Here is a 23481-nt window from a genome sequence, read left to right on the forward strand (position 1 = left end):
TGCGAAGCGGCTTACACCAGCCGCTCGGCCACCATGCGCCCGATCCGCGCGAACACCGCCTCGATCTGCGTTGGGTTCGGCGTGCCGCCCTGGGTGTAGGCCGCGATCAGGATCGGTGCATCCGGTTTGGCCCAGGCGACTGCGATATCGCCCGACGCGTCCTTGCCGTTGTTGCCGGTCTTGTCGCCGATCTTCCAGCTGGCCGGCAGGCCGCCGCGCAACCGGTTCGCGCCGGTCTTGCAGCCCACCATCCATTCGGTGAGCTGGGCCCGCGAGGCCGACGAGAGCGCTTCGCCCGTGACCAGCCGCTTGAGATTGCCGGTCATCGCCACCGGCGTCGTGGTGTCATGGGGATCGCCGGGCGGCGAGCGATTGAGCTCGGGCTCGTTGTGGTCGAGCCGCGAGGTTGTGTCGCCGATCGATCGCCAGAACGCGGTGAGTGCGGCGGGGCCGCCGATCCGCGCGAGCAGCAGATTGGCGCAGGTGTTGTCGCTGAGCTCGACGATCGCCTTGCACATGTCCGCGACCGACATCGCGCCGGCCGACAGGTTTTGCTTCGCGACCGGCGCGTACTCCAGCAGGTCGGTCTTGCCATAAGGGATCATCGCAGCCAGCTTCTCCTCGCCGCGATCGACCCGCGCCAGCACGCAAGCCGCGAGCGAAGCCTTGAACGTCGAGCACATCACGAAGCGCTCGTCGGCCCGCCAGGCGAGCTTTGCGCCGGTGGCGAGATTCTCCGCGTAGACCCCGATCCGTCCGCCGCTCTCGCGCTCATAGGATTCGAGCTCGGGCGGTGCGTCCGCGCCGAGAGCCGGAGAGGCGGCCATCCAGCAGAGAGAGGCGAGCAGGGAACGGCGGTCGAGCAGCATGGGGGACTCTCGGGGGGAGGTGACAGAGCAACGACGTACGCACTATCCGCGCCCGTCATTGCGAGCGCAGCGAAGCAATCCAGTCTGTCACCGCGGCGGGATTCTGGATTGCTTCGCTGCGCTCGCAATGACGGAGAAATGCGAGACGATTGTGCCTGATTTCAGGCAGCGAAAGCCTCACTCCTTCAGATCATACCGATAGGATTTCGATACGATCTGCCAGCCGTCGGCGAGCTTCATGGCCACCAGATAATCCGTGAAAAAACGTGGAGGCAGCTGGCATTTGACCTTGATGAAGGCGGTCTTGTCGTCCGAGCGGTCGATGGTGACGATGAAATCTTCGCGCGGTTTGCCCTCCGCCTTGGCCGAGGCGCGCTTGCGCACGCGGTCGAGCCAGTCGGGCACGGTCAGCACCTGCAGCTCGCCCTTTTCCACCCAGCGCAGGTCGGCGGACGGATGGAAGATCGCACCGAGCTTTTCGGCGTCGCCCTCGTAAAGCCCGTCGAAATAGGATTGCACGACGGCTTCGACGCTCGAACGATTGTGGCTCATGGGTCATCCCCTTGAATGATGGCGCGGCGCGAATTTAGTGGCACGCATCGAATTGCGCTATGGGTGTCCTCCGCTATTTGTGCGAGGGCACCGTCATGACCGGATCAGAAACATCGAACGCTCGCATCCTGGCCGGCGAATGTTATTGCCGCGCCGTCCGCTACGAGGTGGCGGATGCGTTCTCCTATGCGTTGAACTGCCACTGTTCGAACTGCCGCCGGACCACCGGTTCCGCCTTCAAGCCGTTCGCGGGCATCGCGTACAGTCGGCTCCGCCTCGTCAAGGGCGAGGACCAGCGGATGATTTACGGGGACGACACCACCCACGACGCGCACTGCGCCCGCTGCGGCTCGCTGCTCTATTCGCGGGTCCGCGAAGGAAAATGGGCCCATGTCGCCATGGGAACCTTGGTCGATGCCCCCACGATCCGGCCCAGCGCCCACATTTTCGTCGGTTCGAAGGCGCCGTGGCACGAAATCACGGACAATCTGCCGCAGTATCGGGGGCACGTCGGGAACGACTGAGAAAACCCGGCGCGGGTGCGCTTGCCAGCGAACCGCCAACGCTCTGGGGCGACTAACAAAAAGGGAGTCCTCGGCATCTCGCGGCGCTGTCTTCGTGACCTCCATCACAAGCGCAGGCAGCGGATCTTGCTAAGGCTAATCCCTGAGGGTGTGAACTGCCCCGAGCATTTGGATGTCGTGTCATGCGCAATTTGTTCAGGCTTTGCCCGTTTCTCCTCGCTGCAGCGTTGATGTTCGGCGCCGGTCCCGCCTTTGCCGGAAAGCGAGTCGCGCTGGTGCTCGCCAACTCGGCCTATCAGCACGCGCCCTTGCTCGCCAATCCCGTCAACGACGGTGCGGTGATGGCGAAGACGCTGAAGGATGCCGGCTTCGATATCGTCGATTCCCGCCACGACCTGACGGCGCTCGACACGCGGCGCGTGCTGCGCGAATTCGCTGATTCAACCCGCGATGCCGATATCGCGGTCGTCTACTATGCCGGTCACGGCATCGAGGTCGAAGGCTCCAACTATCTGATCCCGGTCGATGCCAAGCTCGAGCGCGACACGGACGTCTATGACGAGGCGCTCTCGCTCGATCGCGTTCTGGTCGCAGTCGAGCCGGCGAAGCAGCTTCGCCTGGTGATCCTCGATGCGTGTCGTGACAATCCGTTCGGCAGAACCATGAAGCGCACGCTCGCCTCGCGCGGCATCGGCCGTGGTCTGGCCCAGGTCGAGCCGACCAGCTCCAATACGCTGATCGCCTATTCGGCCAAGGCCGGCTTCACGGCGCAGGATGGCGACGGCGCCAACAGCCCGTTCACGATCGCGCTGTCGAGGCATCTGACGACGCCGGGCCTCGATGTCCGCCGCGCCTTCGGCTTCGTGCGCGACGACGTGCTCAAGTCGACCGGCAACAAGCAGGAGCCGTTCGTCTACGGTTCGCTCGGCGGCGAAGACGTGCCGCTGGTGCCGGTGAAGGCGACGCCCGTGACCGCAGCGGCGCCCGCACCCGCGGTCAATCCGCAGGCCGACATGCGCCGTGACTACGAACTCGCGCTCCAGGTCGGCAACAAGCCGGCATGGGAAGCCTTCCTGGCCCAGCACCCGGACGGCTTCTATGCGAACCTTGCCAAGCTTCAGCTCGACAAGATCCAGGCCGAGCAGGTTCATGCGGCGGCGATCGAGAAGGCGAAGCAGGCCGACGCCGAACGCGACCGTCTCGCCGCGCTTGGCGCGCAGAAGGACGCCCAGGCCAAGGCTGCGGCAGACGCGAAAGCAGCCGAGCAGGCCCAGCTTGCCGCGCAGAAGGCCAAGGAGCAGGCGCAGCAGCAGGCCGCCGCCGCCGAGCAGCAGCGCGTCAATCTGGCCGCGACGGCACCGACCGCCGCGCCGGCCAGCACGGCGAGCCCTGCCGGCACCAATGTCGCTTCGCTGACGCCGGCCACCACGCCGGCCGATCTCAGCCGCTCGGTGCAGACCGAGCTTGGCCGCGTCGGCTGTTTCTCCGGACAGGCTGACGGCAACTGGAACACGTCCGCGCAGCGGTCGCTGTCGCAGTTCAACCGCTATGCCGGCACCAAGCTCGATGTGAAGGTCGCAAGCACGGATGCGCTCGACACGGTCAAGTCAAAGCAGTCGCGCGTCTGCCCGCTGGTGTGCGATCACGGGTTCAAGGCCGACGGTGACAAGTGCACCAAGATCGTCTGCGGTGACGGCTATGTGCTAAATGACGACAATGAATGCGAGAAGCAGCGTGCCGGCAAGGCGACCAAGCCTGCAACCGCCAAGCGCGACGACGGCGATGACCGGCCCGCACGGCAGCGTCGTCAGTCCGGTGGCGCGGCGGGCGGCATCGCTGCGGCCGGCGCGGGTCGCGCCTCGGGTGGCGGTGGTCAGATTTTTTGCAACGATCTGCTCTGCCGTCCGGTCCAGAAAGGCTGCCACCTCGTGTATCGCGGTGGCGGAGGCCCTCACGTTGATGCCAATGCCGAGGTCTGCAACTGAGGCGGCCGATTCCTGCGACGATGCCGCGGGAATCAAGTCGCGATCGCGCTCGCCGCGATGTTCACCGTCAGCGCCAGCAGCGCCGTGTTGTAGATGAAGGACACGATGCCGTGCGCCGTGGCGGTGCGGCGGATGGTCTTGTCGGTGATGCCGACGTCGGAGACCTGCGCGGTCATGCCGATCACGAACGAGAAATAGACGAAGTCCCAATAGTCAGCGTGGTCTTCCTTGTCGCCGCTCGGGAACTGCAATCCGCCCGGCGGATGGCGGTAATAGTCATGGGCATAATGCAGCGCGAAGGTCGTATGCACGGCGGCCCAGGACAGCGCGATGGTCGCGATGGCGATCGTCAGCTCCACAGTGCCACGGTGCGGCGTGCCTAGCTCGTAGACAATCGCGGCGATGCTGGCGAACGCGCCGATCGCCGTCACCAGCAGGATCACGAAACGGCCGTCGTCCTGCATCGCGGCGCTACGGCGGATGTGCTGGTGGTCGTTGCTCAGCATCATGCTGTAGACCAGCACAAGATAGATCGCGATCAGCGCATCCCAGCCGAACAACAGCCGCGTCACCAGCCGGTGCGAGCCGGGGACGAGCAGGCAGACGAGGATGCCGACGCCGAGCGAGATGAAGGTCCGCGGCCGTGCGTAGATCAACCGCATCGGCCGCGACATCTGGCGGAAGCGGGCGAGGACGGGGTCTTCTTTGTCGGTGGCCATGATGGCTCCAGCCCTCTCGCTCAACTCGCGTTGTCGCCGCATCGTAGGTGCGCTCTCTCCCCCGCTTGCGGGGGGAGGGTTGGGGAGAGGGTGTCTCCACAATCGAGAACCCCCCAAGAGGAGAGAGCCTTCTCCCGGCGTTTCGCCATAGCCGAGGCTTCGCCTCGGCGTCTTAAAAGGACGGCCGCTAGGCGGCCTATGCCTCTCCCGCAAGCGGGAGAGGTGAAGGAGCCCGGAGTTACTAGTTCTTGCGTTCGGCGACGAAGCGCGCTGCGGCTTGCAGCACGGCGGCGCGATCGCCGAAGATCGAGACGGCGCTGTCGGCGCGCGCCAGCAGATCACGCACGCGCTGCTTGGCGCCGTCGATGCCGAGCTGGGTGACGAAGGTGGTCTTGCCCAGCACGGCGTCCTGGCCCGAGGGCTTGCCGAGCGCTGCCGCGTCGCCTTCGACGTCGAGCAGATCGTCGGCGATCTGGAAGGCTTCACCGAGCGCGCGGCCATAATCGTCGAGCGCCTGATATTCCGCCTTCGAGGCTTGGCCGAGGATCGCGCCGGCGATGCAGCCATAGCGCAGCAGCGCGCCGGTCTTCATCTGCTGGATGCGCGCGACATCGATCGGCTCTCGGTCGCCAAAGCGGCCTTCACCGGCGAGATCGAGGATCTGGCCGCCGACCATGCCGCCGATGCCGGCGCAGCGCGCCAGCGCCCGCGTCAGCAACAGCCGTACATTGGCGTCGCGATGGATCTCGTCGCGGGTGACGATATCGAAGGCGATCGTCAGAAGGCCGTCGCCGGCGAGGATCGCCGTGGCATCATCGGTCTTCTTGTGCAGGGTGGGGCGGCCGCGGCGCAGGTCCGAATTGTCCATTGCCGGCAGATCGTCATGGATCAGCGAATAGCAGTGGATGCATTCGAGTGCGGCACCCACCAGCAGCGCCGCTTCGCGGGGAACACCGAACACGGCCGCGCTCTCGACCACCAGGAACGGCCGCAGGCGCTTGCCGCCATTCAGGCTCGAATAGCGCATTGCGTCCATCAGTCGCTTGGGACGGGCGATCTCATCGTGCAGGATGTCGTCCGACAGGAGGCGCCCGAGCAAGGCTTCGGTGTCATCAGCGGTCTTGTCCAGGCGTTTGGCGAAATCGGACGGGGACGTGCCGGTCATCAAGAAAGGCTCCAGAACAAAAATTCGGCGGGACAATCCTTTATGAGCCGGTCCCAGTCAATCGTTTGGAAGGCCTAAAAAGTGCTGGAAAAGGCCCGAATTATCACAGACTTAATGCCGGGCCGTGAGCCGCGTTTCATTTTGCGCCGGAAAGGTCGATTTGCGCATCGTCAAAATCCTGCTGCTGGCGCTCGCGGTCGTGGCCATCGCGCCCTATGTGGTCGCGCCGTTCTACCGCAGCGGTCATCCGGTTTCGACGCTGATGGTCTGGCGCTCGCTGACGGGCGCGCCGATGCATCGGGAATGGATCGATCTGGCGGCGATGTCGCCGTATTTGCCGCGCTCGGTAGTGGCGGCCGAGGACGCCCATTTCTGCAAGCACCACGGCATCGACTGGGGCGCGCTGCGCGAGGCCATCGACGATGCCAGGGAGGACGGCACCGCCTTCCGCGGCGCCTCCACCATCACCCAGCAGGTGGCGAAAAACCTGTTCCTCTGGCAAGGGCGGGATTTTGTCCGCAAGGCGCTGGAATTCCCGCTGGCGCTCTGGATCGATTTCGTCCTGCCCAAGCACCGGATCCTGGAAATTTACCTCAACATCGCCGAGTTCGGCCCGCAGGGCCAGTTTGGGGTCGAGACAGGCAGCGCCTACGCCTTCGGCAAGTCGGCGGCCAACCTCTCCCCCCGGGAGGCGGCCCTTCTGGCCTCGATCCTGCCGAATCCAGTCAAACGCAGCGCCAGGACCCCGGGGCCGGGTGTCCGGCGGCTGGCCGGGACCTATGTGGCCAGGGGGCAGGCCTCCTCGCTTTTGACCTGCTGGCGGGAAAATCGCTGATTTCGGGCCCTTTTCGGGCGGATTTTCCGGCCCAAGAGCCTAGCTTTACGGCCAGCCTTCCTCTATAAGCCCGGCCTTGATCGGCATTTCGCTCGCCCCGTTTGGGTGCTGAGCCGTCTCCTCGCGGACGATGCCCTGATGACACCAATCCCTAGAGGATATTGAAATGGCCGTTCCGAGAAGAAAAACCTCGCCGTCGCGCCGTGGCATGCGCCGCTCGGCGGACGCCATCAAGAAGCCGACCTATGTGGAAGACAAGGACTCCGGTGAGCTCCGTCGTCCGCACCATCTCGACCTCAAGACCGGCATGTACAAGGGCCGTCAGGTCCTGAAGAAGAAAGAGTCCTAAAGACTCTTCTCAGGCAGGGTTATCCTCAATCAGGATAGCGTGACCTGCCTGATTTCGGCCAATCCATGAGATATGACGGTGACGGCGGCGGAGCAGATGCTTCGCCGTCGCATTGTCTTGCCCGGACATATTGATCGAGAAGGCGCTTTGCCGATGGTCGGTTTCCCGCTGCTTCTGATTCCGCTCGCGGTCTACAACATCATTGCCTTCCTGATGCCCAGCGTGTCCTTCTCGGACGTGCTGTTCAAGGTGCCGATGATTACCGGCGAGACCTGGCCGGTGACGCTCGCCGACCTCCTGCTGGCGCTCGGCGTGCTGCTGCTGCTGCTCGAAGTGGTCAAGGGCGCGCGGCCCGGCGCGAAATTCCTGATGGATCATCTGCTGTCGCTGATCCTGTTCGGCGCGGCCGCGGCCGAATTCGTGATGTGGCCCAAATTCGGCAACTCCACTTATTTCCTGCTGGTGCTGCTGGCGATGGCCGATTTCCTCGGCGGCATCGCCCAACGCGCACGCCGCCGCATCACCTATGTTGCCGCAGAGACCGTGGCGGTGCCGCGCAAGGCGAAGCGTCAGGCCGAGGCGCCGGCACAAGCAACGGTGTTCGAGCCGAAGCTCGATCCCACGCCCGCACCGCAGCCTGAGCCGCCCGCACCTTCGGCACAATCGGTTGCCGAATCCGTTTTGATGGATCATCCCGCGCCGAAGCCGGGCATCATACCGTCGCCGGAAATTCCCTCGCCGCATTTGCAGCCGGGCAACGGCACGCCGTCCTCGCCCGAAGAGCCGCGCTGATCTTGCCGCAATGCCGGTGCGCTCCCTCTCCCCGCAAGCGGGGCGAGGTGAAAGGTCGCTGCGCTGATCGGCGCTACGCCATCTGGCGCGTGCGTGCGGTCACGCTGGGAAGCGGGCCTTTGCCGCCATAGGCCATGCGCGCGTCCTCGGACGAGCCGCGGCGCAGCCGGTTTGCTTGGGGCAGATGCTCGGCATTGGCGATCAGCTGGGTGACGAAGCTCGGATCGGGGCGCGTCAGCGGCACCTTGCGGACCAACTGCAAAACGGGCGTCAGCGGTACCAGCGCGGTACTCGCTTCCCGCGTTGCCTCTTCGATCTGGTCCACGTTCGCCATCGCAACACCGCTAATCCGGTTGAACTGGCGCGTTTTGGGACGCTCGCGCCGGTGCATGTGATGGTCTCGCAAGGCCTATGCCGGCCGAGCCTATTCTGTTCCAAGGCGCCCGAAAACGTGGTTTCCAAATTGTTTATGAACTTGGCCTAGGGTCGGAGACGAATCTGGCCGTATTCTGTGCCGGCTCAGGACTCCCCGCTGTCCCGAAACGAGGCGCTTTTGACCCCAGCATTGCCGCAAGCCTCCGAAATCCTGGCCGCTCTCGGCCAGGCCGTATTCGTCTGGGATCTCGCCAGCGACGCCATCGTCTGGGGCGAGCAGGCCGGTGTCATCTTCCCCGGCATTCCCCTCGAGCGCCTCGCGACCGGCGCCGAGTTCGCCAAGCTGATCGAGCCCGTGCAGACGCTGCGGAGCGCGGCGCTGGCGCAGACATCCGCCGTACATGGCACCGACGGCACGCCCTACCGGGTCGAATATGGCGTGCGCATGAGCGCCTCCGATCCCGTGGCCTGGATCGAGGAGACCGGCCGCTGGTTCGCCGGTGCCGACGGCCGTCCAATGCGCGCCATCGGCTCCGTCCGCATCAACAATGAGCAGCACGCCCGTGACGAGGAGCTGACCAAGCTTGCCCGGCTCGATCCCCTGACCGGCGAGTTCAACCGATCTCACCTGATCGCGGCGCTGGCCGAGGCAATCGAGGAGACGAGCCGCTTCCGCTCGACCGCAGCCTTCCTGCTGGTCGGCATCGATCATCTTGCCCGGGTCAACGACGCCTTCGGCTTCGACGTCGCCGATGCCGTGATCCTCGACGTCGCCAAGCGCATTCGCGTGCGCTTGCGCGGTGGTGACGTGCTCGGCCGCTTCTCCGGCAACAAGTTCGGCCTCATCCTGAAGAACTGCTCCGTCGACGACATGAACGTCGCCGCGGAACGCTTTCTCGCCGGCGTCCGGGATGAGGTGGTGCCGACCAAATCCGGCCCGGTCTCGGTCACCGTCTCGATCGGTGCGGTCAGCCTGCCGCGCTATGCCCGCAATACCGACGAGGCTATCAACCGCGCCCACGAGACGCTGGATGCCGCCAAGCGCCGCCGCGCCGGCTCGTTCGCCGCCTGGCGTCCGAATGCCGAGCGCGACGCGCAGCGCCGCGTCAACATTCGCGTCACCGACGAGATCGTCACCGCGCTCAACGAGCGCCGCATCAAGCTCGCTTATGAGCCGGTGGTATCGGCTGCCACGCGCGAGGGCGCGTTCCACGAATGCCTGGTGCGGATGGACCAGGGTGACGGACAGGTGCTGCTCGCGCCCGACATCGTGCCGGTCGCCGAACGGCTCGGCCTCATCCGCCTGGTCGATCACCGCGTGCTCGAGCTCGTGGTTGCCGAGCTCGCGGCCGCGCCCGACATCCGCCTCAGCCTCAACATCTCGCCGGATACCACGATGGATCCCGACTGGTGGGCCGGAATCGAATCGCTGATGCGCGCCCATCCCGGCGTCGCCGAGCGGCTGATCGTCGAGATCACCGAGACGGTCGCGATCCAGGACATCGACGACGTCCGCGCCTTCGTCGGCCGCCTCAAGAATTTCGGCAGCAGGATAGCGATCGACGATTTCGGCGCCGGCTACACCTCGTTCCGCAATTTGCGCAAGCTCGGCGTGGATATCGTCAAGATCGACGGCGCGTTCGTACAGAACATTACGCATTCCGCCGACGACCGCGCCTTCGTGCAGACCTTGATCGACCTCGCCCGCCGCCTCGACATCAAGACCGTCGCCGAATGGGTGCAGGACGAGGAGGCCGCCAACATGCTGCGCGACTGGGGCTGCGACTATATCCAGGGCCGCCTGATCGCGCTGGCGTCAACCGATCGCCCGTGGGGCGCGCCGCCGGATAGCGTGCTGCCCGCAGCGGGGTAAACTGCGTCCTCGCATCGCTCAGTGATGACGGGTTTGCGGCAAGCGCTCGCTATCCACATGCTGGCTGTCATCGCCCGCGAAGGCGGGCGATCGAGTACTCCGCGGCAGGAGTTGTGTGCACCAACTATTGCCGCGGCGTACTGGATGCCCCGGTCAAGCCGGGGCATGACAGCGGAGCGGGTGACGCGCTGCTACGTCACGCAAATGCCGGGCACCGCGACCTTCTGAAACAGATGCGGGCTCGCGACGGCGGAAGCGGGATAGACCGCAATCTTCGCGCGGAATTCGGGATGCGTGAATGCCGCACGGAAATGCGCGTTGGATTCCCATACCGCGTAGTTGAGATAGGTCGGACTGTCGCCGATGGCGCGGTGCAGCTGGGTTGAGATGAAGCCCGGCTGCCGCTTCATGAAGGCGGCATCGTCCTGCCAGCTCGTCAGGAAGCTGTGCTCGTCGGCCGCATCGAGCGTGAACAGGTTCACCAGCACCACGGGGCCGGCGTCGAGCGCGATCTGGCGGTCGATCGGGAAGCTCGGGTCGAGCGGGCGCATCTGGGGCATGACATCACTCCGTGCAATTTGGTATCATCATGTCAATCCGACAAGGTATGACATAGATATTTGACATGATAATGTCAATAAGGAATGATCGTTTCGAATGAGCAGAACCAAGCGAACCGCGGCGGGCGAGGCCCTGACCGGCCTCATCCTCGACCTGTTCCGGGCCAACGGCCTGCTTCTGACGGCCGGTGACCGGCTGGTGGCGTCGCTCGGCCTCACCAGCGCGCGCTGGCAGATCCTGGGGGCGATCGTCGATGCCGAGCGCCCCGAGCCGGTGGCCTGGCTGGCGCGAAATCTCGGCGCCAATCGCCAGAACGTGCAGCGTATCGTCAACGACCTCGAACGGGATGGCCTCGTCGTGTTCGAGACCAACCCGCATCATCGTCGGGCGCAGCTTGTGGTGCTCACCGACAAGGGCCGGCAGATCTACGATGCCGCCGGCCGCTTGCAGGTCCCGTGGGTCAATGGCCTGTCGGATGGATTGTCGGTCAGGGAGATCGAGACGGCTCACCGCGTGATCGGCGCCCTGCGCGATCGGCTCGAAGGAACCGGCGAGGACTGATCAAGCCACGCGGCGGACTGCGTTCAGCCGCTCGATGGCGCGCTCCACCTCCGCCGCAGGGCATGGCCTGCCGAAATAATAGCCTTGCACCGCGGTGCAGCCGCATTCGCGGACGAATTCGAGCTGCTCCACCGTCTCGACGCCTTCCGCCGTGGTCTCGACGCCGAGCACGGAACCGAGGCTTGCGATGGTGCGGACGATGGCAACGCTCTCGGGGCTCTCGCCGAGCGTGCCGACGAAGGAGCGGTCGATCTTGATGCGGTCGAACGGAAATTTGCGCAAATAGCTCAGCGAAGAATAGCCGACGCCGAAATCGTCGAGGCTGACCCGCACGCCGAGGGCGCGGAGCTGGTGCAGGATCTCGATCGTCGCCTCGCTGTCATCGAGCAGCGCCGTCTCGGTGACCTCGAGCTCGAGTCGCTGCGGCGGCAGGCCGGCTTCCGCAAGCGCGCTCGTCACCATCGCCACCAGTCCGCGCGAGCGGAACTGCACCGGCGACAAATTGACCGCGACGGTGACATCCGGCCATGAGGCCGCTGTGGCACAGGCTGTGCGCAGCACCCATTCGCCGATCGGAACGATCAACCCGTTCTCTTCGGCGATCGGAATGAACTCGGCCGGCGAGACGAAGCCGCGCGACGGATGCTTCCAGCGCAGCAGCGCCTCGAAGCCGGTCAGCTCGGTGGTGTCGAGCCGCACCTGCGGCTGGAACACCAGATGGAATTCGCTCGCTCCCAGCGCGCTGCGCAGGTCATGTTCCAGCGCGTGCCGGCTGCGCGCCTCTTCTTCCATTTCGGGCTCGAACAGCTGATAGGCGCCGCGTCCCTTGGCCTTGGCCTGGTACAGCGCGAGATCGGCGCATTTCATCAGCTCGTCGGCATCGAGGCCGTGGTCGGGCGCGATCGCGATGCCGACGGAGACGCCGACATGGATCGACTGGCTCTCCAGCGGCGGCGGGTGACCGATGATCTCGACCAGGCGTCGTGCAAGCCGCTCCGCCGATTGCGGCTGCGGTCCGCGCTGGAGCACGGCGAACTCGTCGCCGCCGAGACGTGCGACGGTGTCGTGCTCGCCGACATTCTCCTTCAGCCGCGACGCGACCCAGCGCAGCAACCGGTCGCCGGCGGCGTGGCCGAGCCGGTCATTGACGGTCTTGAAATTGTCGAGGTCGAAGCACAGCACGGCCATGGCGCCGCCGGCGATCGCGACCTGGTTCAATCCCTCGCCCATCTTCTCGCGGAACAGCGTGCGGTTGGGCAAGTCGGTCAGGGAGTCGTGCCGCGCCATGTGCGCGACCCGGGCCTGGGCCTTGTGACGCTCGGTAACGTCCTCATAGGTGACGACCCAGCCACCATGCTCCATCCGCTTGTGGTTGAGCTTGATGATGCGGCCGTCGCTCAAATGGCGGTGCAGCGTGTGCTCGCCCTCGCGCAGCCGCTCGACATAGTCGGCATAGATCTTGGCGGCGGTCGTGTTCGGATGGATGCCGAGATCGCAGCTGTGCTCCATGATCTCGCGCATCGAGACGCCTGGCTTCACGATGTCGGGCGATAGGCCGTACATCTCGATGTAGCGGCGGTTGCAGACGATCACGTGCAGGCTCGCATCGAGCATGCACAGGCCCTGGCTCATGTTGTTCAGCGCTGCGTCGAAGCGGCGATACTGCTCACTCAGCTCCTCGACCGCGCGTTCGCGCTCGGTGATGTCCTCATAGGTGGCGACGAAGCCGCCCTCGGGCAGCGCGCAATAGCGCACCGAGATCACAGTGTCGTTGGTCATGCTCCGCCGCATCGGCGAGGTGTCGCGGTTTGCGATCCGGATGCGGGCGGCTTCCAGGATCTGCTGCGGGCTGTATTCGGAGGCGAAGGCGCCGTTCGCCATCGAGCGCTCGATCAGCTCGGCGAGATGCGAGCCGGGCCTGCTCTCCTCCGGCGACAGCCGGTAGATCTGCTGATAGGTGGAATTGCAAATGCGCAGGCGCATGTCGCTGTCGTAGAACGCGAGGCCATGCGCCATGTTTTCGAGCGCGGCATCCAGCATGAGATTCTGCTGCTTCAGCGTCTCTTCGTGCTGCAGCCGCTCGGTGACGTCCTCATGCACCGTGACCCAGCCGCCGTCGGGCATGAACCGGGAGATGGCCTGTACCCTGCGGCCGTCATAGCGCGTCACGAGAACGGTCTTTGGGCTCCTGGTCTGGACGTCGTTCATCCGGGTATCGCGGAACTCGTCGCCGGACATGTCCGCCTTGTTACCGCGCGACAGCCAGTGCTCGATGGCCGTGCTGTGCGAGACGCCCGGTCTCACGATCCTGGGGTCGAGGTTGTAGAATTGCAGGAAGCGCTCGTTGCAGACGACCACGCGGCTGTCAGCATCATACATGATGAGGCCGTGCGACATGTGGGCGAGGGCGTGCTGGCTGCGCTCGGTCTGAAGTTGCAGCTCGGTCTCGAGCCGCGCGAGGCGGCTGACATCGTCGCAGATCGTCATCCAGCCTCCGCCGGGAAGCGGCTTCAGCTCGAGCGTGATGACAAGGCCGCTCGCGAGTGTCTGCCGGGTACGGAATGGCTTGCCGGCCGCGATCAATGCGATCCGCGCAGCGTAGAGTGCGTCGAGCTCGCTCGCCGGGATGTTGCCGAGCGCCACGCTGTGGGCGAGCACGTCGCGGTAGCGCGTTCCGAGTCGGACGATGTCGGCCGACATGTCGAACAGCTCGATATAGCGGCGGTTGACCAGCACGATCCGGTTGTCGGCGTCGTAAACGCAGACGCCCTGTTCCATGCCGTCGAGCGCAAGCTGGCTCAGTGCGAGCAGGCCGTCCTGGCCTTGCTCGCGGCGTTCACCGAGCTTGTTGTCGCGGGTCGACGTCATGGGACCAGTGGATCTCGGTGGCAATAGACTTAACGCAACGTAATTCAGCCACTGAGCGTAGCGAAGAGGCGGGAAAATTCCCTTAAGCGCCGTAGTTTACGGAGGGTGACCGGCGATACGAAGAGTGCAGGCCGAGCGCGTGCAAAGAACTACGGCCCGTAGAGCACCAGTTCCGTATCCGTGAGGTCGGCCAGCCGCGGGCGGTGCGGGCCCTTGAAATATTTGCGGCCGCGCCGCTCGGTATAGATACCGACAAGGCCGGGGACGGGCTCGTTGGAATCGACGATCACCGAGACCTTGCCGAGCCGCAACAGCAGCCGGCCGATGCGGCCGGCGCAGGCGGCGTATTCGGCAGCGCTGCGGCAGTAGATCAGCTGCATCGCCGGCGGTGCGATGAACCCGCGGCGGATGCGCACCGGTTGCAGAATGAAGGGGAAGACGCCCTTCGGCGTACGGCAGACCAGGCTGAGGCAATTGTAGCGCGCGTGCCGCGTCAGCAGCTCGGTCTCTTCGTCGGAGAGCCCTTCGATCTGCTTGGTATGCTGCGAGATGACCTCGATCTTGCTCCAGCGCGGGGCGCGCGACAGCGCCGGCACCGAGAAGAACAGGCCGCGGCAATAGGCGCGAAAGCCCTGCGTCTCGATGATCGGCCAGGTCCAGACGGCCGGGCTGATGTTGAGATAGGTCACGTGCTTGTGCCGCTGCGCGATCTTGGTCAGCAGCGGCGCGTAATTGCGATAGGCCGGCTCGACGTACCAGCTCGACAGGTTGCAGTGGATGGCGGTCTCCTCGCCATCCTTACGCGTCGTGTAGATCAGCAGCAGCACGCCGACAGGGGTGCCGTCATTGTCGAGCATGTAGCCGAAGCGCGGATAGCCCTCCGGCACCGGCCGGAAGGCCTGCCGTCGCAGGCCCTGGATCCAGTAATTGCGCGAGCGGCCGACGAAGCCGCGCGTCAACAGGTCCGCGACCGCATCGACGTCGGCTTCGGTGATCTCGCGGCATCGGACCTTGGTGTGGATCACGCTCGTCTTACCCGTGGTAATGATCGGCCTCTTACCTTAGCGCCAGCCTTCGCCGTGGGCGTCAGCCGGAGTTAGCGGCTGCATGCCCAGAATGTCCCGCACCTTTGCGGGCCACGCGGAGAGATCGGTGCCGTGGGTGTGGAACATCGCGACGGCCAGGCGATCCATGCCGAAGGCAACGCAGCCGGTGTGCGCGGGCTCGCCGTTGGCGTCCTGAATGCCCCAGGTCGTGCCGAAATGTTCGCGATGATAGTTGAAGCTCATGCAGGCGGTCGGCTGCTCTTCCGAACGCAGCGGGATCAGCAGCTCGAACTTGAGCTGCTGCTGTTTCTGGCTCACCGCCTTTATCTGGCCGACGCGACCGAAGAAGGGGTCGCTGGCATAGTCGACGCGGAAGGTCAGGCCGAGATCGGTCGCGATCGCCTGCGCGCGCACCATCCAGCGCTCGCGGAAATCGGCGACGTCATCGGGCGTGCCGATGCAGACATATTCGCGCATGCGGAACGATTGCAGCCGGTCGAGATGCCTTGACGGCTCGCGGCGGAAACAGTCGGCCGCGACGTCGAAGCGCAGGCCGCCCTTCGGCAAAGGTCCGCGGCTCGCCGCGATCGGATAGACGGGATAGCAGGCAGCGGGCGACAGCACGAGGTCGGCCGGCGACAGCGACGAGGTCCAGTCGCCTCCGGCATCGAAACGGCTCACCGCGGCGTTGATCTCGCGTTCGGTGCCATGCAGGCCGCAGACGCAGCCGAGCAGGTTCGGAAAGCTCTTGAGGTAGCCGGATTTTTCCAGCTGGGCACGGCTCATCACCGGCGGGAACCGCATCACCTCGGTGCCGGCTTCGCGGTTGCTGGTGATCAGCGCGGCGAGCTTCTCGACGATGCCCTCATAGAGCGCGGTACGGGCGTAGACGCCGTCCGAGCCCATGCGGTGGAACAGTTTTTCGGCGAGATGATCAAGCGGATCGACGATCTGCGGCGCGGTCTCGGGCGAATTGGGGAGAACAGCAATGTTCATGTTCGACTTCCTGTTATCTGCAAATGTTTTCGTTAGTCACGAAGGCTCGTCGGCACGCCGCTCATCAGGGTCGAGGTGGCGGCGTTGGCCAGAATGCGGTCGTTGTTGATCATGATCGGCGACGACAGCACGTCGCGAAGATGACGGCCCATCGTGAACTCGCCGTCGTTACGGTAGCCGGAGAGGCCGGCGGTGCGCATCGCATGCATCACGGTCTCGACCGCGAGCTCCGAGGCCTGCACCTTCAACAGCGTGATCGAGGACTGGAAGTCGAGCGAGCCGAGCGCGCGCTCGTCATGCTCGGCGCGGGCGAAGGCGTCGAGATTGGCCGATATCAATGCGCGCAGTTTGGCCAGCGACATTCTCGCGGCGGTGAAGTGCGCCGCCGCCGGCGGCATTTGACCACCGGAGCTGCGGGCCGCCTTGCGAACGAAAGCCTGCGCTCGCGTGACCGAGGCGGCGGCAATGCCGGCCCAGGTCGACGACCAGCACAGATGCGCGAATGGCGTCATGGTTTGGGCGTGGATCTTGTCGTAGGCTTCCGGGAACACGCGGTCGGCGGAGCAATCGACCTTCAGCTCGAAGCCGGTCGAGCAGGTGCCGCGCATGCCGAGCGTTTCCCAGCCCTGCGTCTGCTTCAGTGAATAGTCGTCCTTGGCGAGCGCCAGCAGAACCTGGTCGGAAGCCGCGGCCTCGGTGGCGCGGCGGGCGATGGTGACGAGGCCGTCGGCTTGGGCGCCGTAGGAGATCACGGTGGCGTCGCGTACCAGCGAGACGGTGTCGCCGGCGTGATCGACCGCGGCCGCGCTGGCGCGGATGTTGCCGCCGTTCTGGCCTTCGGTGGTGGAGGAGGCGAGCAGCCATTGGTCGCGGGCGACCCGGCGCATCATGGTTTCCATCCAGGGAATGCCGTGGCCGTGGCGCATCACGCAGGCGACCTTGGTCGTATGCATCGCGTAGATCATCGCGGTCGAGGCGCAGGCGCGTCCGAGCGTGTAGCAGATGTCGGTGACATCGTAGATCGAGGCGCCAAAGCCGCCGAACTCAACCGGGATCATGACGCCGAGCAGCTTCTGCTCGCGCGCGGTATCGAAAGCCTTGTGGGGGAAGCGGGCGTCACGATCGACGCCGTCGGCGTCGGCCGCAGCCACGGTGGCGGTGCGCGCCGCACGCTCGATCAAGGAGGGACCTTCGAGAAGGCTCGCTTGCGTCTCGTCGACAGTCAGGACTGCTTCACGCACGTTCATGCTCGTCCGCCTCCGTTTCGCCGTTCAAGAGCGCAGGCATCATTTTGCGATGCCGTTCGCGATCATCCGACCATCTTTGCTTGTGATTGGAGGCTACGGATTTAATTCAAATTCGTCGATGAAATAGAGGGTAAACGAACCGCAATTCCGAATGAACAGTTAAGACCCGGTTGGTTGCACCGCCGAGAATCCCGGTGTCGTGTTAGGAATTTGGAAGAAGCCGGAATTCCAGACAATCTGAGTCATCGTTTACTAAGAAACGCGAAGTAATGGTGCCGCCCATTGCGGGATCGGCCCGTGGTGCCCATCGTAACCGGCAAACGACCGACCTTTTATAGACAGATGGAAATTTGCCGATGCAGGCCTTCGATACCGATTTGCGCAATCGCATCACCAAGCTGGTGAAGGGCATCCTCGCGCAGAACTCGCTCACCGCCGATGTCACGCCGTCGACGAAACTCGTCGATGCCGGCCTGACCTCGATGGACATGGTCAATCTGATGCTGGGCGTCGAAGCCGAGTTCGACTTCACCATCCCTCAAACCGAGATCACGCCGGAGAATTTCCAGTCCGTCGAGACACTGGAACGCATGGTCGCGACCCAGCTGCAGCCAGCGACCGCGGCTTAGTTAAAACGACCGGTGTCGTCCCGGCGAACGCCGGGTCCCATACCGCGGAATCTATCGGCTGCGGATGGTCGCAGTCCCGAACGACGAGTCTTCACCAAATTTCTGACTGGGGTTATGGGTCCTAGCCCCCCGTGCGCAATTGCGCACTAGGCCGGGACGACATTGAGTGTGAGGCCCGCGCCGCCGCCCTTCATAGTCCGGCCGCCCCATCCCCGTTCCAAAACCGCCGCAAAACTGGCATAGCTTAACCATGTCGCACGTGGCGCACAGGGTGGAGCAGGCATGACGCAGGCGGTATTGGGCATCATCGGCGGCTCCGGCATCTACGATTTGCCGGGACTCGAGGGTGCGCACGAAGAGGTGATCAAGAGCCCCTGGGGCGAGCCGTCGGCGCCCGTGCGCCGCGGCACCATCGCGGGCCTGCCGATCGTATTCCTGCCGCGCCATGACAAGGGGCATCGCCTGTCGCCCTCCGACATCAACTATCGCGCCAATATCGACGTGCTGAAGCGCGCCGGCGTCACCGACCTGATCTCGCTGTCGGCCTGCGGTTCCTTCAAGGAGGAGATGCCGCCCGGTACCTTCGTTCTCGTCGACCAATTCGTCGACCGCACGCACAAGCGCGAGAGCTCGTTCTTCGGCAAGGGCTGCGTTGCGCATGTCTCGATGGCGCATCCGGTCTCGCCGCGGCTGCGCATCCATCTGGCGGCGGCCGCCGAGGCCGAGGGCATCGCGATCGCCCGCAGCGGCACCTATGTCTGCATGGAGGGGCCACAATTCTCCACCTACGCGGAGAGCATGACCTACAAGACGCTGGGCTATTCCGTGATCGGCATGACCAACATGCCCGAAGCAAAGCTCGCCCGCGAGGCCGAGATTTGCTACGCGACCGTCGCGATGGTGACCGATTTCGATTGCTGGCATCCCGATCATGACGCGGTCACCGTGCAGGACATCATCCGCGTGCTGACCTCCAACGCCGACAAGGCCAAGGCGCTGGTGGCGCGGCTGGCCAAAGATTTTCCGCGCGAGCACGAGCCGTGCCCGATCGGTTCGGACCGTGCGCTCGACACCGCGCTGATCACCGCGCCAGAGGCGCGCGATCCCGAGCTTCTGAAGAAGCTCGATGCGGTGGCGGGACGCATCCTGCGCGGTTGAGACGAAAGGCAGAATCCCATGAAGGTCGACGGTAAGCATTTCCGAAGCATCTGGCGCGAGCGCGACGGCTGGTCGGTCGGCGCGATCGACCAGCGCCGGCTGCCGCATGAATTCATCGTTGCAAAGCTGACCTCGTGCGAAGACGCGGCCGTTGCGATCCGCGACATGCTGGTGCGTGGCGCGCCGCTGATCGGCGCGACGGCGGCTTACGGCATGGCGCTCGCGATGCGCGAGGATGCGTCCGATGCCGGCCTCAAGCGCGCCTACGAGACGCTGGTCGTGGCGCGGCCGACCGCGATCAATCTGAAATGGGCGCTGGACGAGATGCGTGCGACGCTCACACCGATCGATCCGGTCGAACGGGCCGAAGCGGCGTACGCCCGCGCCGACGAGATCGTCGAGCAGGACGTCGAGATCAACCGCGGCATTGCCAGCAATGGCCTCGCGCTGATCGAGGCGATCGTCGCGAAGAAGAAGCCGGGCGAGACGCTCAACGTCCTGACCCATTGCAACGCCGGCTGGCTCGCCACCGTCGACTGGGGGACCGCGACCGCGCCGATCTATCTTGCGCATGAGCGCGGCATCAAGATCCATGTCTGGGTCGACGAGACCCGGCCGCGCAACCAGGGCGCTTCGCTCACCGCCTGGGAGCTCGGTCATCATGGCGTGCCGCACACGGTGATCCCCGACAACACCGGCGGGCATCTGATGCAGCATGGCATGGTCGATCTCGCCATTGTCGGCACCGACCGCGTCGCCGCCAACGGCGATGTCTGTAACAAGATCGGCACCTATCTGAAGGCGCTCGCCGCGCATGACAACAACGTGCCGTTTTACGTCGCGCTGCCGTCGCCGACGATCGACTTCGCGGTCGATGACGGCATTCGCGACATTCCGATCGAGCAGCGCAGCGGCACGGAGGTTACCGACATGACCGGCCGCACGGCCGATGGCCGATTGGAAACGGTGCGTATCGTGCCGGAGGGCTCGCCGGTCGCGAACTATGCATTCGATGTGACCCCGGCGCGCCTCGTCACCGGTCTCATCACGGAACGCGGCGTGCTGAAGCCGGATCGTGCCTCGCTTGCGGCCGCATTTCCTGAACGGATTGTTGCTGCGGCCGAGTAGGGCGTTTGGCGAAGAACGTTGCCCCGATCTCGTCATTGCTAGCGAAGCGAAGCAATCCAGAGTCTTTACCCGCGGAGGCAGTCTGGATTGCTTCGCTGCGCTCGCAATGACCGGGATGGACTACCCCAGCTTCAACCCCGTCGCCGCCTCGAGCTCGGCGATCGCCTGCGCGCCACTGGTGACCTTGATCGTGGTCATGCCCATCTCGCGCGCGGGCTTCAAATTGACGCCGAGGTCGTCCAGATAAACGCACTTCTTCGGATCGACCTTCAGCGTCTGGACCATGAGCTGGTAAATGCGCGGGTCGGGCTTGCGCAGGCCAATCTTGGCGGATTCGATGACGTGGTCGAACAGCACCATGACCTCGGCGACGTAGAGCGAGCGCCCGGTCATGCTGCCGATGGCGTTGGCCGGAAGGTTGTTTGTGATGCAGCCGGTCTTGAATCGCGTCTTGATGCGCTTCAACGCTTCGACCATCTCAGGGCGCAGATCGCCCTGGAGCAGAGGCAGCACGTCGCGCCCGCGCACTTCCGCACCGAGCGCGCGCGATTCCTCGGCGAACAGCTTGTCGAAGGCATCGATATCGACTTCGGCGCGTTCGAACTTCGCCCAGGCGTTTTCAAGGTGATTGGCGGCGTTGGTGCGCCGGATGATGTCGACGGGCAGGCCGCGCTCCTGCTCGAACCGCGAAAACGCCTCGAACGGCGAGCTCGTCAACACGCCGCCAAAATCAAAGATCACAGCCTCGATCGCCACTATCCTGCCCTCGTCAATTCCTTTCCAAGAGGGCTAGCATGCGCTATCCGCAAGGGCCAGTCCTGCCGACGCTCGAGCGTGTTCCCATGAAGAAGCTCGCTACTCTCATCGTGTCCGCGCTGCCGCTCGCCACGCCCGCTCATGCCATCGTCGGCGGCGGCACGCCGCAGACGGATGGTGTCGCGCGCGCCGTCGTCACCATCGTGGGCTCGCGCGGCAATTTCTGCACCGGCAGCCTGATCGCACCGAAACTGGTGCTCACCGTCGCGCACTGCGTACAACCCGGCGCCGACTACAAGATCGTCGATCGCAGCGTCGACGGCGCGCCACAGCTGCTGAACGTGCGCACTGTCGCGATCCATCCCGGCTTCAATATGCAGGCGATGCAGGCGCATCGCGCCACGGCCGACGTGGCATTGCTGCAACTGGAAATTCCACTGAAGGGAAAATCGACGGTGTCGGTCGGTATGCCGAATATTCCAATCCAGGTCGGCGGCCGTTTCACGATTGCCGGTATCGGCGTCACCGTGCGCGGCGATGGCAAGAGCGGCGGCACGACGCGCGTTGCCAGTCTCGCCGCCACAGGCCAGCCCGGCACGTTCCAGATCCGCCTGGTCGATCCGGTAACCAACGGTGTTCGCGAGGGAATCGGCGCCTGCACCGGCGATTCCGGCGGCCCCGTGTTCGAGGACAAGCCCAATGGCGCCGTGCTCGTCGGCGTCATCAGCTGGTCGACGGGGCCAAATGGTACCGCCGGATGTGGCGGATTGACGGGGGTCACGCCACTGACGCTCTATCGCGACTGGATATTGCAGACGGCGCGGAGCTGGGGCGCGGCGTTGTAGTTTGATCGCGACCTGATCTATGTCATTTTGCAGAGGAAGCGCGGTCGGCAACCATGCCGTCGCGGAGGAAACGCGTCGCCAGTCAAAGGCGGCCTGAAAAAGACAAGGCATAGAAGCAACAATGAATGTCGCTGTTCGCACTCACGCCACGGCCAAACAGGCTTCAGAACATTTCGACGTGCTGATCGTCGGCGCCGGCATCTCCGGCATCGGCAGCGCTTATCACGTCACCAAGCAGCTTCCGGGCACGAGCTACGTCATTCTGGAAACGCAGGCGACATTCGGCGGCACCTGGAGCACGCATCGCTATCCCGGCATTCGCTCGGACAGCGATCTTCACACCTTCGGCTATAGCTTCAAGCCCTGGGTCGGGCCGCCGATCGCAACCGCCGAGGAAATCCTCGCTTACATGAACGAGGTGATCGACGACAACGATATCGCCCGCCACATCCGCTACAAGCACAAGATCATTTCGGCGAGCTGGTCGAGCGAGCAGAATCTCTGGACCATCGAGGCGGTGACGACCGACGCCGGCGAGGCAAAGACCTTCACCGCCAATTTCCTCTGGATGTGCCAGGGCTATTATCGCCATTCCGAAGGCTACACGCCGGAATGGAAGGGCACGGACCGCTTCAAGGGACGTATTGTCCATCCGCAGACCTGGCCGGAAGACATCGATCTTAGGGACAAGAAGGTCGTCGTGATCGGCTCGGGCGCGACCGCTGCGACGCTGGTGCCGAACATCGCGGACACATGCGCGCATGTCACCATGCTGCAGCGCTCGCCGACCTATTTCCGCCTGGGCCGCAACGCCATCGAGATCGCCGAGGAACTGCGCCGGCTCCAAGTCGACGAGGCCTGGATCCACGAGATCGTCCGCCGCAAGATTTTGTTCGAGCAGGATGCGTTCACAAAGCTCTGTTTGTCCAAGCCGGAACAGGTGAAGAAGGAGTTGATCGGCCAGATCAGCGCTGTCCTCGGCCCGGACTACGACGTCGAGACGCATTTCACGCCGAGCTATCGCCCGTGGCGGCAGCGCATCGCCTTCGTGCCCGATTCCGATCTGTTCAAGGGCATTGCCAGCGGCAAGGCCTCGGTCGTCACCGACGAGATCGAATGCTTCGTCGAGAACGGCATCCAGCTCAAATCCGGCAAGCTGCTGGAGGCCGACGTCATCGTCACCGCGACCGGCTTCAACCTGTCGGCGCTCGGCGACATCGCCTTCGAGATCGACGGCAAGCCGCTCGCGTTCGGCGACACCGTGACCTATCGCGGCATGATGTTCACGGGCGTGCCGAACATGGTCTGGGTGTTCGGCTATTTCCGCGCCAGCTGGACGCTGCGCGTGGATCTTGTTGCGGACTTTGTCTGCCGGCTGCTCGGCCACATGAAGGAGAAGGGCAGCAAGAAGGTCGAGGTGAGCTTGCGCGCCGAAGACCACAACATGCCGATCCTGCCCTGGATCGATCCGGAAAACTTCAACCCCGGCTATATCATGCGCGACATGAACCTGCTGCCCAAGCGCGGCGACAAGCCGGAATGGCAGCACAGCCAGGACTACTGGACCGAGAAGGACGAGATCCCGAAGACGGATCTGGATGACAAGGCATTTGTGTATGGGTGAGGGGGCCTGGCGTCGCCACATATT

Annotated in this window: 23 protein-coding genes; 12 read left to right on the forward strand and 11 right to left on the reverse strand. The window is 64.5% G+C overall.

The features are described 5' to 3' along the window. Positions 1-11: 11 nt before the first annotated feature. Both bla and ACLFLU_RS03025 read right to left on the reverse strand, forming a co-directional pair. Positions 12-869 (reverse strand): class A beta-lactamase, encoded by an 858-nt coding sequence (bla, locus tag ACLFLU_RS03020; protein ID WP_426410882.1) that lies wholly within the window; start codon positions 867-869, stop codon positions 12-14. 177 nt (positions 870-1046) lie between these two features. Next, positions 1047-1421: a nuclear transport factor 2 family protein gene (locus ACLFLU_RS03025; RefSeq protein WP_426410883.1), complete on the reverse strand. Its 375-nt coding sequence runs from the start codon at positions 1419-1421 to the stop codon at positions 1047-1049. A 95-nt stretch (positions 1422-1516) separates the two neighbouring features. On the opposite strand from ACLFLU_RS03025, the gene ACLFLU_RS03030 reads away from it, so the two are divergent. Together ACLFLU_RS03030 and ACLFLU_RS03035 are read left to right on the forward strand one after the other, a co-directional pair. After that, positions 1517-1945 carry a GFA family protein gene (locus tag ACLFLU_RS03030; protein ID WP_426410884.1) on the forward strand — a complete coding sequence of 143 codons (429 nt, stop codon included), beginning with the start codon at positions 1517-1519 and terminating at the stop codon, positions 1943-1945. A 182-nt stretch (positions 1946-2127) separates the two neighbouring features. Continuing rightward, positions 2128-3930, forward strand: coding sequence for a caspase family protein (locus ACLFLU_RS03035; protein WP_426410885.1), 1803 nt, complete (start codon positions 2128-2130; stop codon positions 3928-3930). A 32-nt stretch (positions 3931-3962) separates the two neighbouring features. Here ACLFLU_RS03035 and ACLFLU_RS03040 read toward each other — a convergent pair whose 3' ends face one another. After that, positions 3963-4649 carry a DUF1345 domain-containing protein gene (locus ACLFLU_RS03040; protein ID WP_426410886.1) on the reverse strand — a complete coding sequence of 229 codons (687 nt, stop codon included), beginning with the start codon at positions 4647-4649 and terminating at the stop codon, positions 3963-3965. Between the two features lie 241 nt (positions 4650-4890). Next, complete coding sequence (locus tag ACLFLU_RS03045; protein ID WP_426410887.1) at positions 4891-5814, reverse strand: polyprenyl synthetase family protein; 924 nt, start codon at positions 5812-5814, stop codon at positions 4891-4893. Between the two features lie 160 nt (positions 5815-5974). Between ACLFLU_RS03045 and mtgA the strand changes: the two genes are divergently transcribed. From mtgA to ACLFLU_RS03060, 3 genes are all read left to right on the forward strand, one after another. Continuing rightward, positions 5975-6649, forward strand: a complete 675-nt coding sequence (mtgA, locus tag ACLFLU_RS03050) for a monofunctional biosynthetic peptidoglycan transglycosylase (RefSeq protein ID WP_426410888.1) — start codon at positions 5975-5977, stop codon at positions 6647-6649. Positions 6650-6815: 166 nt separating this feature from the next. Further along, complete coding sequence (gene rpmF, locus ACLFLU_RS03055) at positions 6816-6998, forward strand: 50S ribosomal protein L32 (protein ID WP_007598106.1); 183 nt, start codon at positions 6816-6818, stop codon at positions 6996-6998. Positions 6999-7151: 153 nt separating this feature from the next. Further along, positions 7152-7790 (forward strand): hypothetical protein, encoded by a 639-nt coding sequence (locus ACLFLU_RS03060; protein ID WP_426410889.1) that lies wholly within the window; start codon positions 7152-7154, stop codon positions 7788-7790. Positions 7791-7863: 73 nt separating this feature from the next. On the opposite strand, the gene ACLFLU_RS03065 is transcribed toward ACLFLU_RS03060, so the two are convergent. Beyond that, the gene (locus ACLFLU_RS03065) at positions 7864-8124 is read right to left on the reverse strand and encodes a hypothetical protein (protein WP_426414204.1); all 261 of its coding nucleotides are present in this window, start codon (positions 8122-8124) and stop codon (positions 7864-7866) included. A 219-nt stretch (positions 8125-8343) separates the two neighbouring features. Between ACLFLU_RS03065 and ACLFLU_RS03070 the strand changes: the two genes are divergently transcribed. Next, positions 8344-10038, forward strand: coding sequence for an EAL domain-containing protein (locus tag ACLFLU_RS03070; protein ID WP_426410890.1), 1695 nt, complete (start codon positions 8344-8346; stop codon positions 10036-10038). A 191-nt stretch (positions 10039-10229) separates the two neighbouring features. On the opposite strand, the gene ACLFLU_RS03075 is transcribed toward ACLFLU_RS03070, so the two are convergent. Further along, positions 10230-10598, reverse strand: coding sequence for an antibiotic biosynthesis monooxygenase family protein (locus ACLFLU_RS03075; protein WP_426410891.1), 369 nt, complete (start codon positions 10596-10598; stop codon positions 10230-10232). A gap of 97 nt (positions 10599-10695) precedes the next feature. Between ACLFLU_RS03075 and ACLFLU_RS03080 the strand changes: the two genes are divergently transcribed. Further along, entirely contained in the window at positions 10696-11160 is a 465-nt protein-coding gene (locus tag ACLFLU_RS03080; protein ID WP_426410892.1) for a MarR family winged helix-turn-helix transcriptional regulator, read from the forward strand. Here the strand turns inward: ACLFLU_RS03080 and ACLFLU_RS03085 are convergent, their stop codons facing one another. The 4 genes from ACLFLU_RS03085 to ACLFLU_RS03100 form a co-directional block, all read right to left on the reverse strand. Further along, positions 11161-14028, reverse strand: coding sequence for a PAS-domain containing protein (locus ACLFLU_RS03085; RefSeq protein WP_426410893.1), 2868 nt, complete (start codon positions 14026-14028; stop codon positions 11161-11163). It lies immediately after the preceding gene. Positions 14029-14177: 149 nt separating this feature from the next. Further along, entirely contained in the window at positions 14178-15053 is an 876-nt protein-coding gene (locus tag ACLFLU_RS03090; protein ID WP_426410894.1) for an acyl-CoA acyltransferase, read from the reverse strand. Positions 15054-15089: 36 nt separating this feature from the next. After that, positions 15090-16070 carry an amino acid--[acyl-carrier-protein] ligase gene (locus ACLFLU_RS03095; protein ID WP_426410895.1) on the reverse strand — a complete coding sequence of 327 codons (981 nt, stop codon included), beginning with the start codon at positions 16068-16070 and terminating at the stop codon, positions 15090-15092. A gap of 32 nt (positions 16071-16102) precedes the next feature. Further along, on the reverse strand, positions 16103-17317 hold the full coding sequence (locus ACLFLU_RS03100; RefSeq protein WP_426410896.1) for an acyl-CoA dehydrogenase family protein: 1215 nt from the start codon (positions 17315-17317) through the stop codon (positions 16103-16105). Positions 17318-17673: 356 nt separating this feature from the next. Between ACLFLU_RS03100 and ACLFLU_RS03105 the strand changes: the two genes are divergently transcribed. The 3 genes from ACLFLU_RS03105 to mtnA all read left to right on the forward strand — a co-directional run bounded on the left by ACLFLU_RS03105 (position 17674) and on the right by mtnA (position 20232). Continuing rightward, the gene (locus ACLFLU_RS03105; RefSeq protein ID WP_148777482.1) at positions 17674-17946 is read left to right on the forward strand and encodes a phosphopantetheine-binding protein; all 273 of its coding nucleotides are present in this window, start codon (positions 17674-17676) and stop codon (positions 17944-17946) included. A 282-nt stretch (positions 17947-18228) separates the two neighbouring features. Continuing rightward, entirely contained in the window at positions 18229-19104 is an 876-nt protein-coding gene (locus tag ACLFLU_RS03110; RefSeq protein WP_426410897.1) for an S-methyl-5'-thioadenosine phosphorylase, read from the forward strand. An 18-nt stretch (positions 19105-19122) separates the two neighbouring features. Beyond that, complete coding sequence (mtnA, locus tag ACLFLU_RS03115) at positions 19123-20232, forward strand: S-methyl-5-thioribose-1-phosphate isomerase (RefSeq protein ID WP_426410898.1); 1110 nt, start codon at positions 19123-19125, stop codon at positions 20230-20232. Between the two features lie 120 nt (positions 20233-20352). Here the strand turns inward: mtnA and ACLFLU_RS03120 are convergent, their stop codons facing one another. After that, positions 20353-20988, reverse strand: a complete 636-nt coding sequence (locus ACLFLU_RS03120; RefSeq protein WP_426410899.1) for an HAD-IA family hydrolase — start codon at positions 20986-20988, stop codon at positions 20353-20355. 86 nt (positions 20989-21074) lie between these two features. On the opposite strand from ACLFLU_RS03120, the gene ACLFLU_RS03125 reads away from it, so the two are divergent. Then, on the forward strand, positions 21075-21833 hold the full coding sequence (locus ACLFLU_RS03125) for a S1 family peptidase (RefSeq protein ID WP_426414205.1): 759 nt from the start codon (positions 21075-21077) through the stop codon (positions 21831-21833). 121 nt (positions 21834-21954) lie between these two features. Beyond that, a complete protein-coding gene (locus ACLFLU_RS03130; RefSeq protein WP_426410900.1) occupies positions 21955-23457 on the forward strand; it encodes a flavin-containing monooxygenase in 1503 nt (500 codons plus the stop codon). The last annotated feature ends 24 nt before the right edge of the window (positions 23458-23481 follow it).

The sequence above is a fragment of the Bradyrhizobium ganzhouense genome (assembly GCF_049949285.1).
Lineage (GTDB): Bacteria > Pseudomonadota > Alphaproteobacteria > Rhizobiales > Xanthobacteraceae > Bradyrhizobium > Bradyrhizobium ganzhouense.

What these genes read in the sequence shown, in the direction of transcription:
- ACLFLU_RS03060 (WP_426410889.1), top strand. Translation starts at nt 7,152, where the DNA reads ATGGTCGGTTTCCCGCTGCTTCTGATTCCGCTCGCGGTCTACAACATC.
- ACLFLU_RS03130 (WP_426410900.1), top strand. Translation starts at nt 21,955, where the DNA reads ATGAATGTCGCTGTTCGCACTCACGCCACGGCCAAACAGGCTTCAGAA.
- rpmF (WP_007598106.1), top strand. Translation starts at nt 6,816, where the DNA reads ATGGCCGTTCCGAGAAGAAAAACCTCGCCGTCGCGCCGTGGCATGCGC.
- ACLFLU_RS03025 (WP_426410883.1), bottom strand. Translation starts at nt 1,421, where the DNA reads ATGAGCCACAATCGTTCGAGCGTCGAAGCCGTCGTGCAATCCTATTTC.
- ACLFLU_RS03100 (WP_426410896.1), bottom strand. Translation starts at nt 17,317, where the DNA reads ATGAACGTGCGTGAAGCAGTCCTGACTGTCGACGAGACGCAAGCGAGC.
- ACLFLU_RS03085 (WP_426410893.1), bottom strand. Translation starts at nt 14,028, where the DNA reads ATGACGTCGACCCGCGACAACAAGCTCGGTGAACGCCGCGAGCAAGGC.
- ACLFLU_RS03030 (WP_426410884.1), top strand. Translation starts at nt 1,517, where the DNA reads ATGACCGGATCAGAAACATCGAACGCTCGCATCCTGGCCGGCGAATGT.
- mtnA (WP_426410898.1), top strand. Translation starts at nt 19,123, where the DNA reads ATGAAGGTCGACGGTAAGCATTTCCGAAGCATCTGGCGCGAGCGCGAC.
- ACLFLU_RS03075 (WP_426410891.1), bottom strand. Translation starts at nt 10,598, where the DNA reads ATGCCCCAGATGCGCCCGCTCGACCCGAGCTTCCCGATCGACCGCCAG.
- bla (WP_426410882.1), bottom strand. Translation starts at nt 869, where the DNA reads ATGCTGCTCGACCGCCGTTCCCTGCTCGCCTCTCTCTGCTGGATGGCC.
- ACLFLU_RS03105 (WP_148777482.1), top strand. Translation starts at nt 17,674, where the DNA reads ATGCAGGCCTTCGATACCGATTTGCGCAATCGCATCACCAAGCTGGTG.
- ACLFLU_RS03095 (WP_426410895.1), bottom strand. Translation starts at nt 16,070, where the DNA reads ATGAACATTGCTGTTCTCCCCAATTCGCCCGAGACCGCGCCGCAGATC.
- ACLFLU_RS03125 (WP_426414205.1), top strand. Translation starts at nt 21,075, where the DNA reads ATGAAGAAGCTCGCTACTCTCATCGTGTCCGCGCTGCCGCTCGCCACG.
- ACLFLU_RS03040 (WP_426410886.1), bottom strand. Translation starts at nt 4,649, where the DNA reads ATGGCCACCGACAAAGAAGACCCCGTCCTCGCCCGCTTCCGCCAGATG.
- ACLFLU_RS03045 (WP_426410887.1), bottom strand. Translation starts at nt 5,814, where the DNA reads ATGACCGGCACGTCCCCGTCCGATTTCGCCAAACGCCTGGACAAGACC.
- ACLFLU_RS03065 (WP_426414204.1), bottom strand. Translation starts at nt 8,124, where the DNA reads ATGGCGAACGTGGACCAGATCGAAGAGGCAACGCGGGAAGCGAGTACC.
- ACLFLU_RS03035 (WP_426410885.1), top strand. Translation starts at nt 2,128, where the DNA reads ATGCGCAATTTGTTCAGGCTTTGCCCGTTTCTCCTCGCTGCAGCGTTG.
- ACLFLU_RS03110 (WP_426410897.1), top strand. Translation starts at nt 18,229, where the DNA reads ATGACGCAGGCGGTATTGGGCATCATCGGCGGCTCCGGCATCTACGAT.
- ACLFLU_RS03080 (WP_426410892.1), top strand. Translation starts at nt 10,696, where the DNA reads ATGAGCAGAACCAAGCGAACCGCGGCGGGCGAGGCCCTGACCGGCCTC.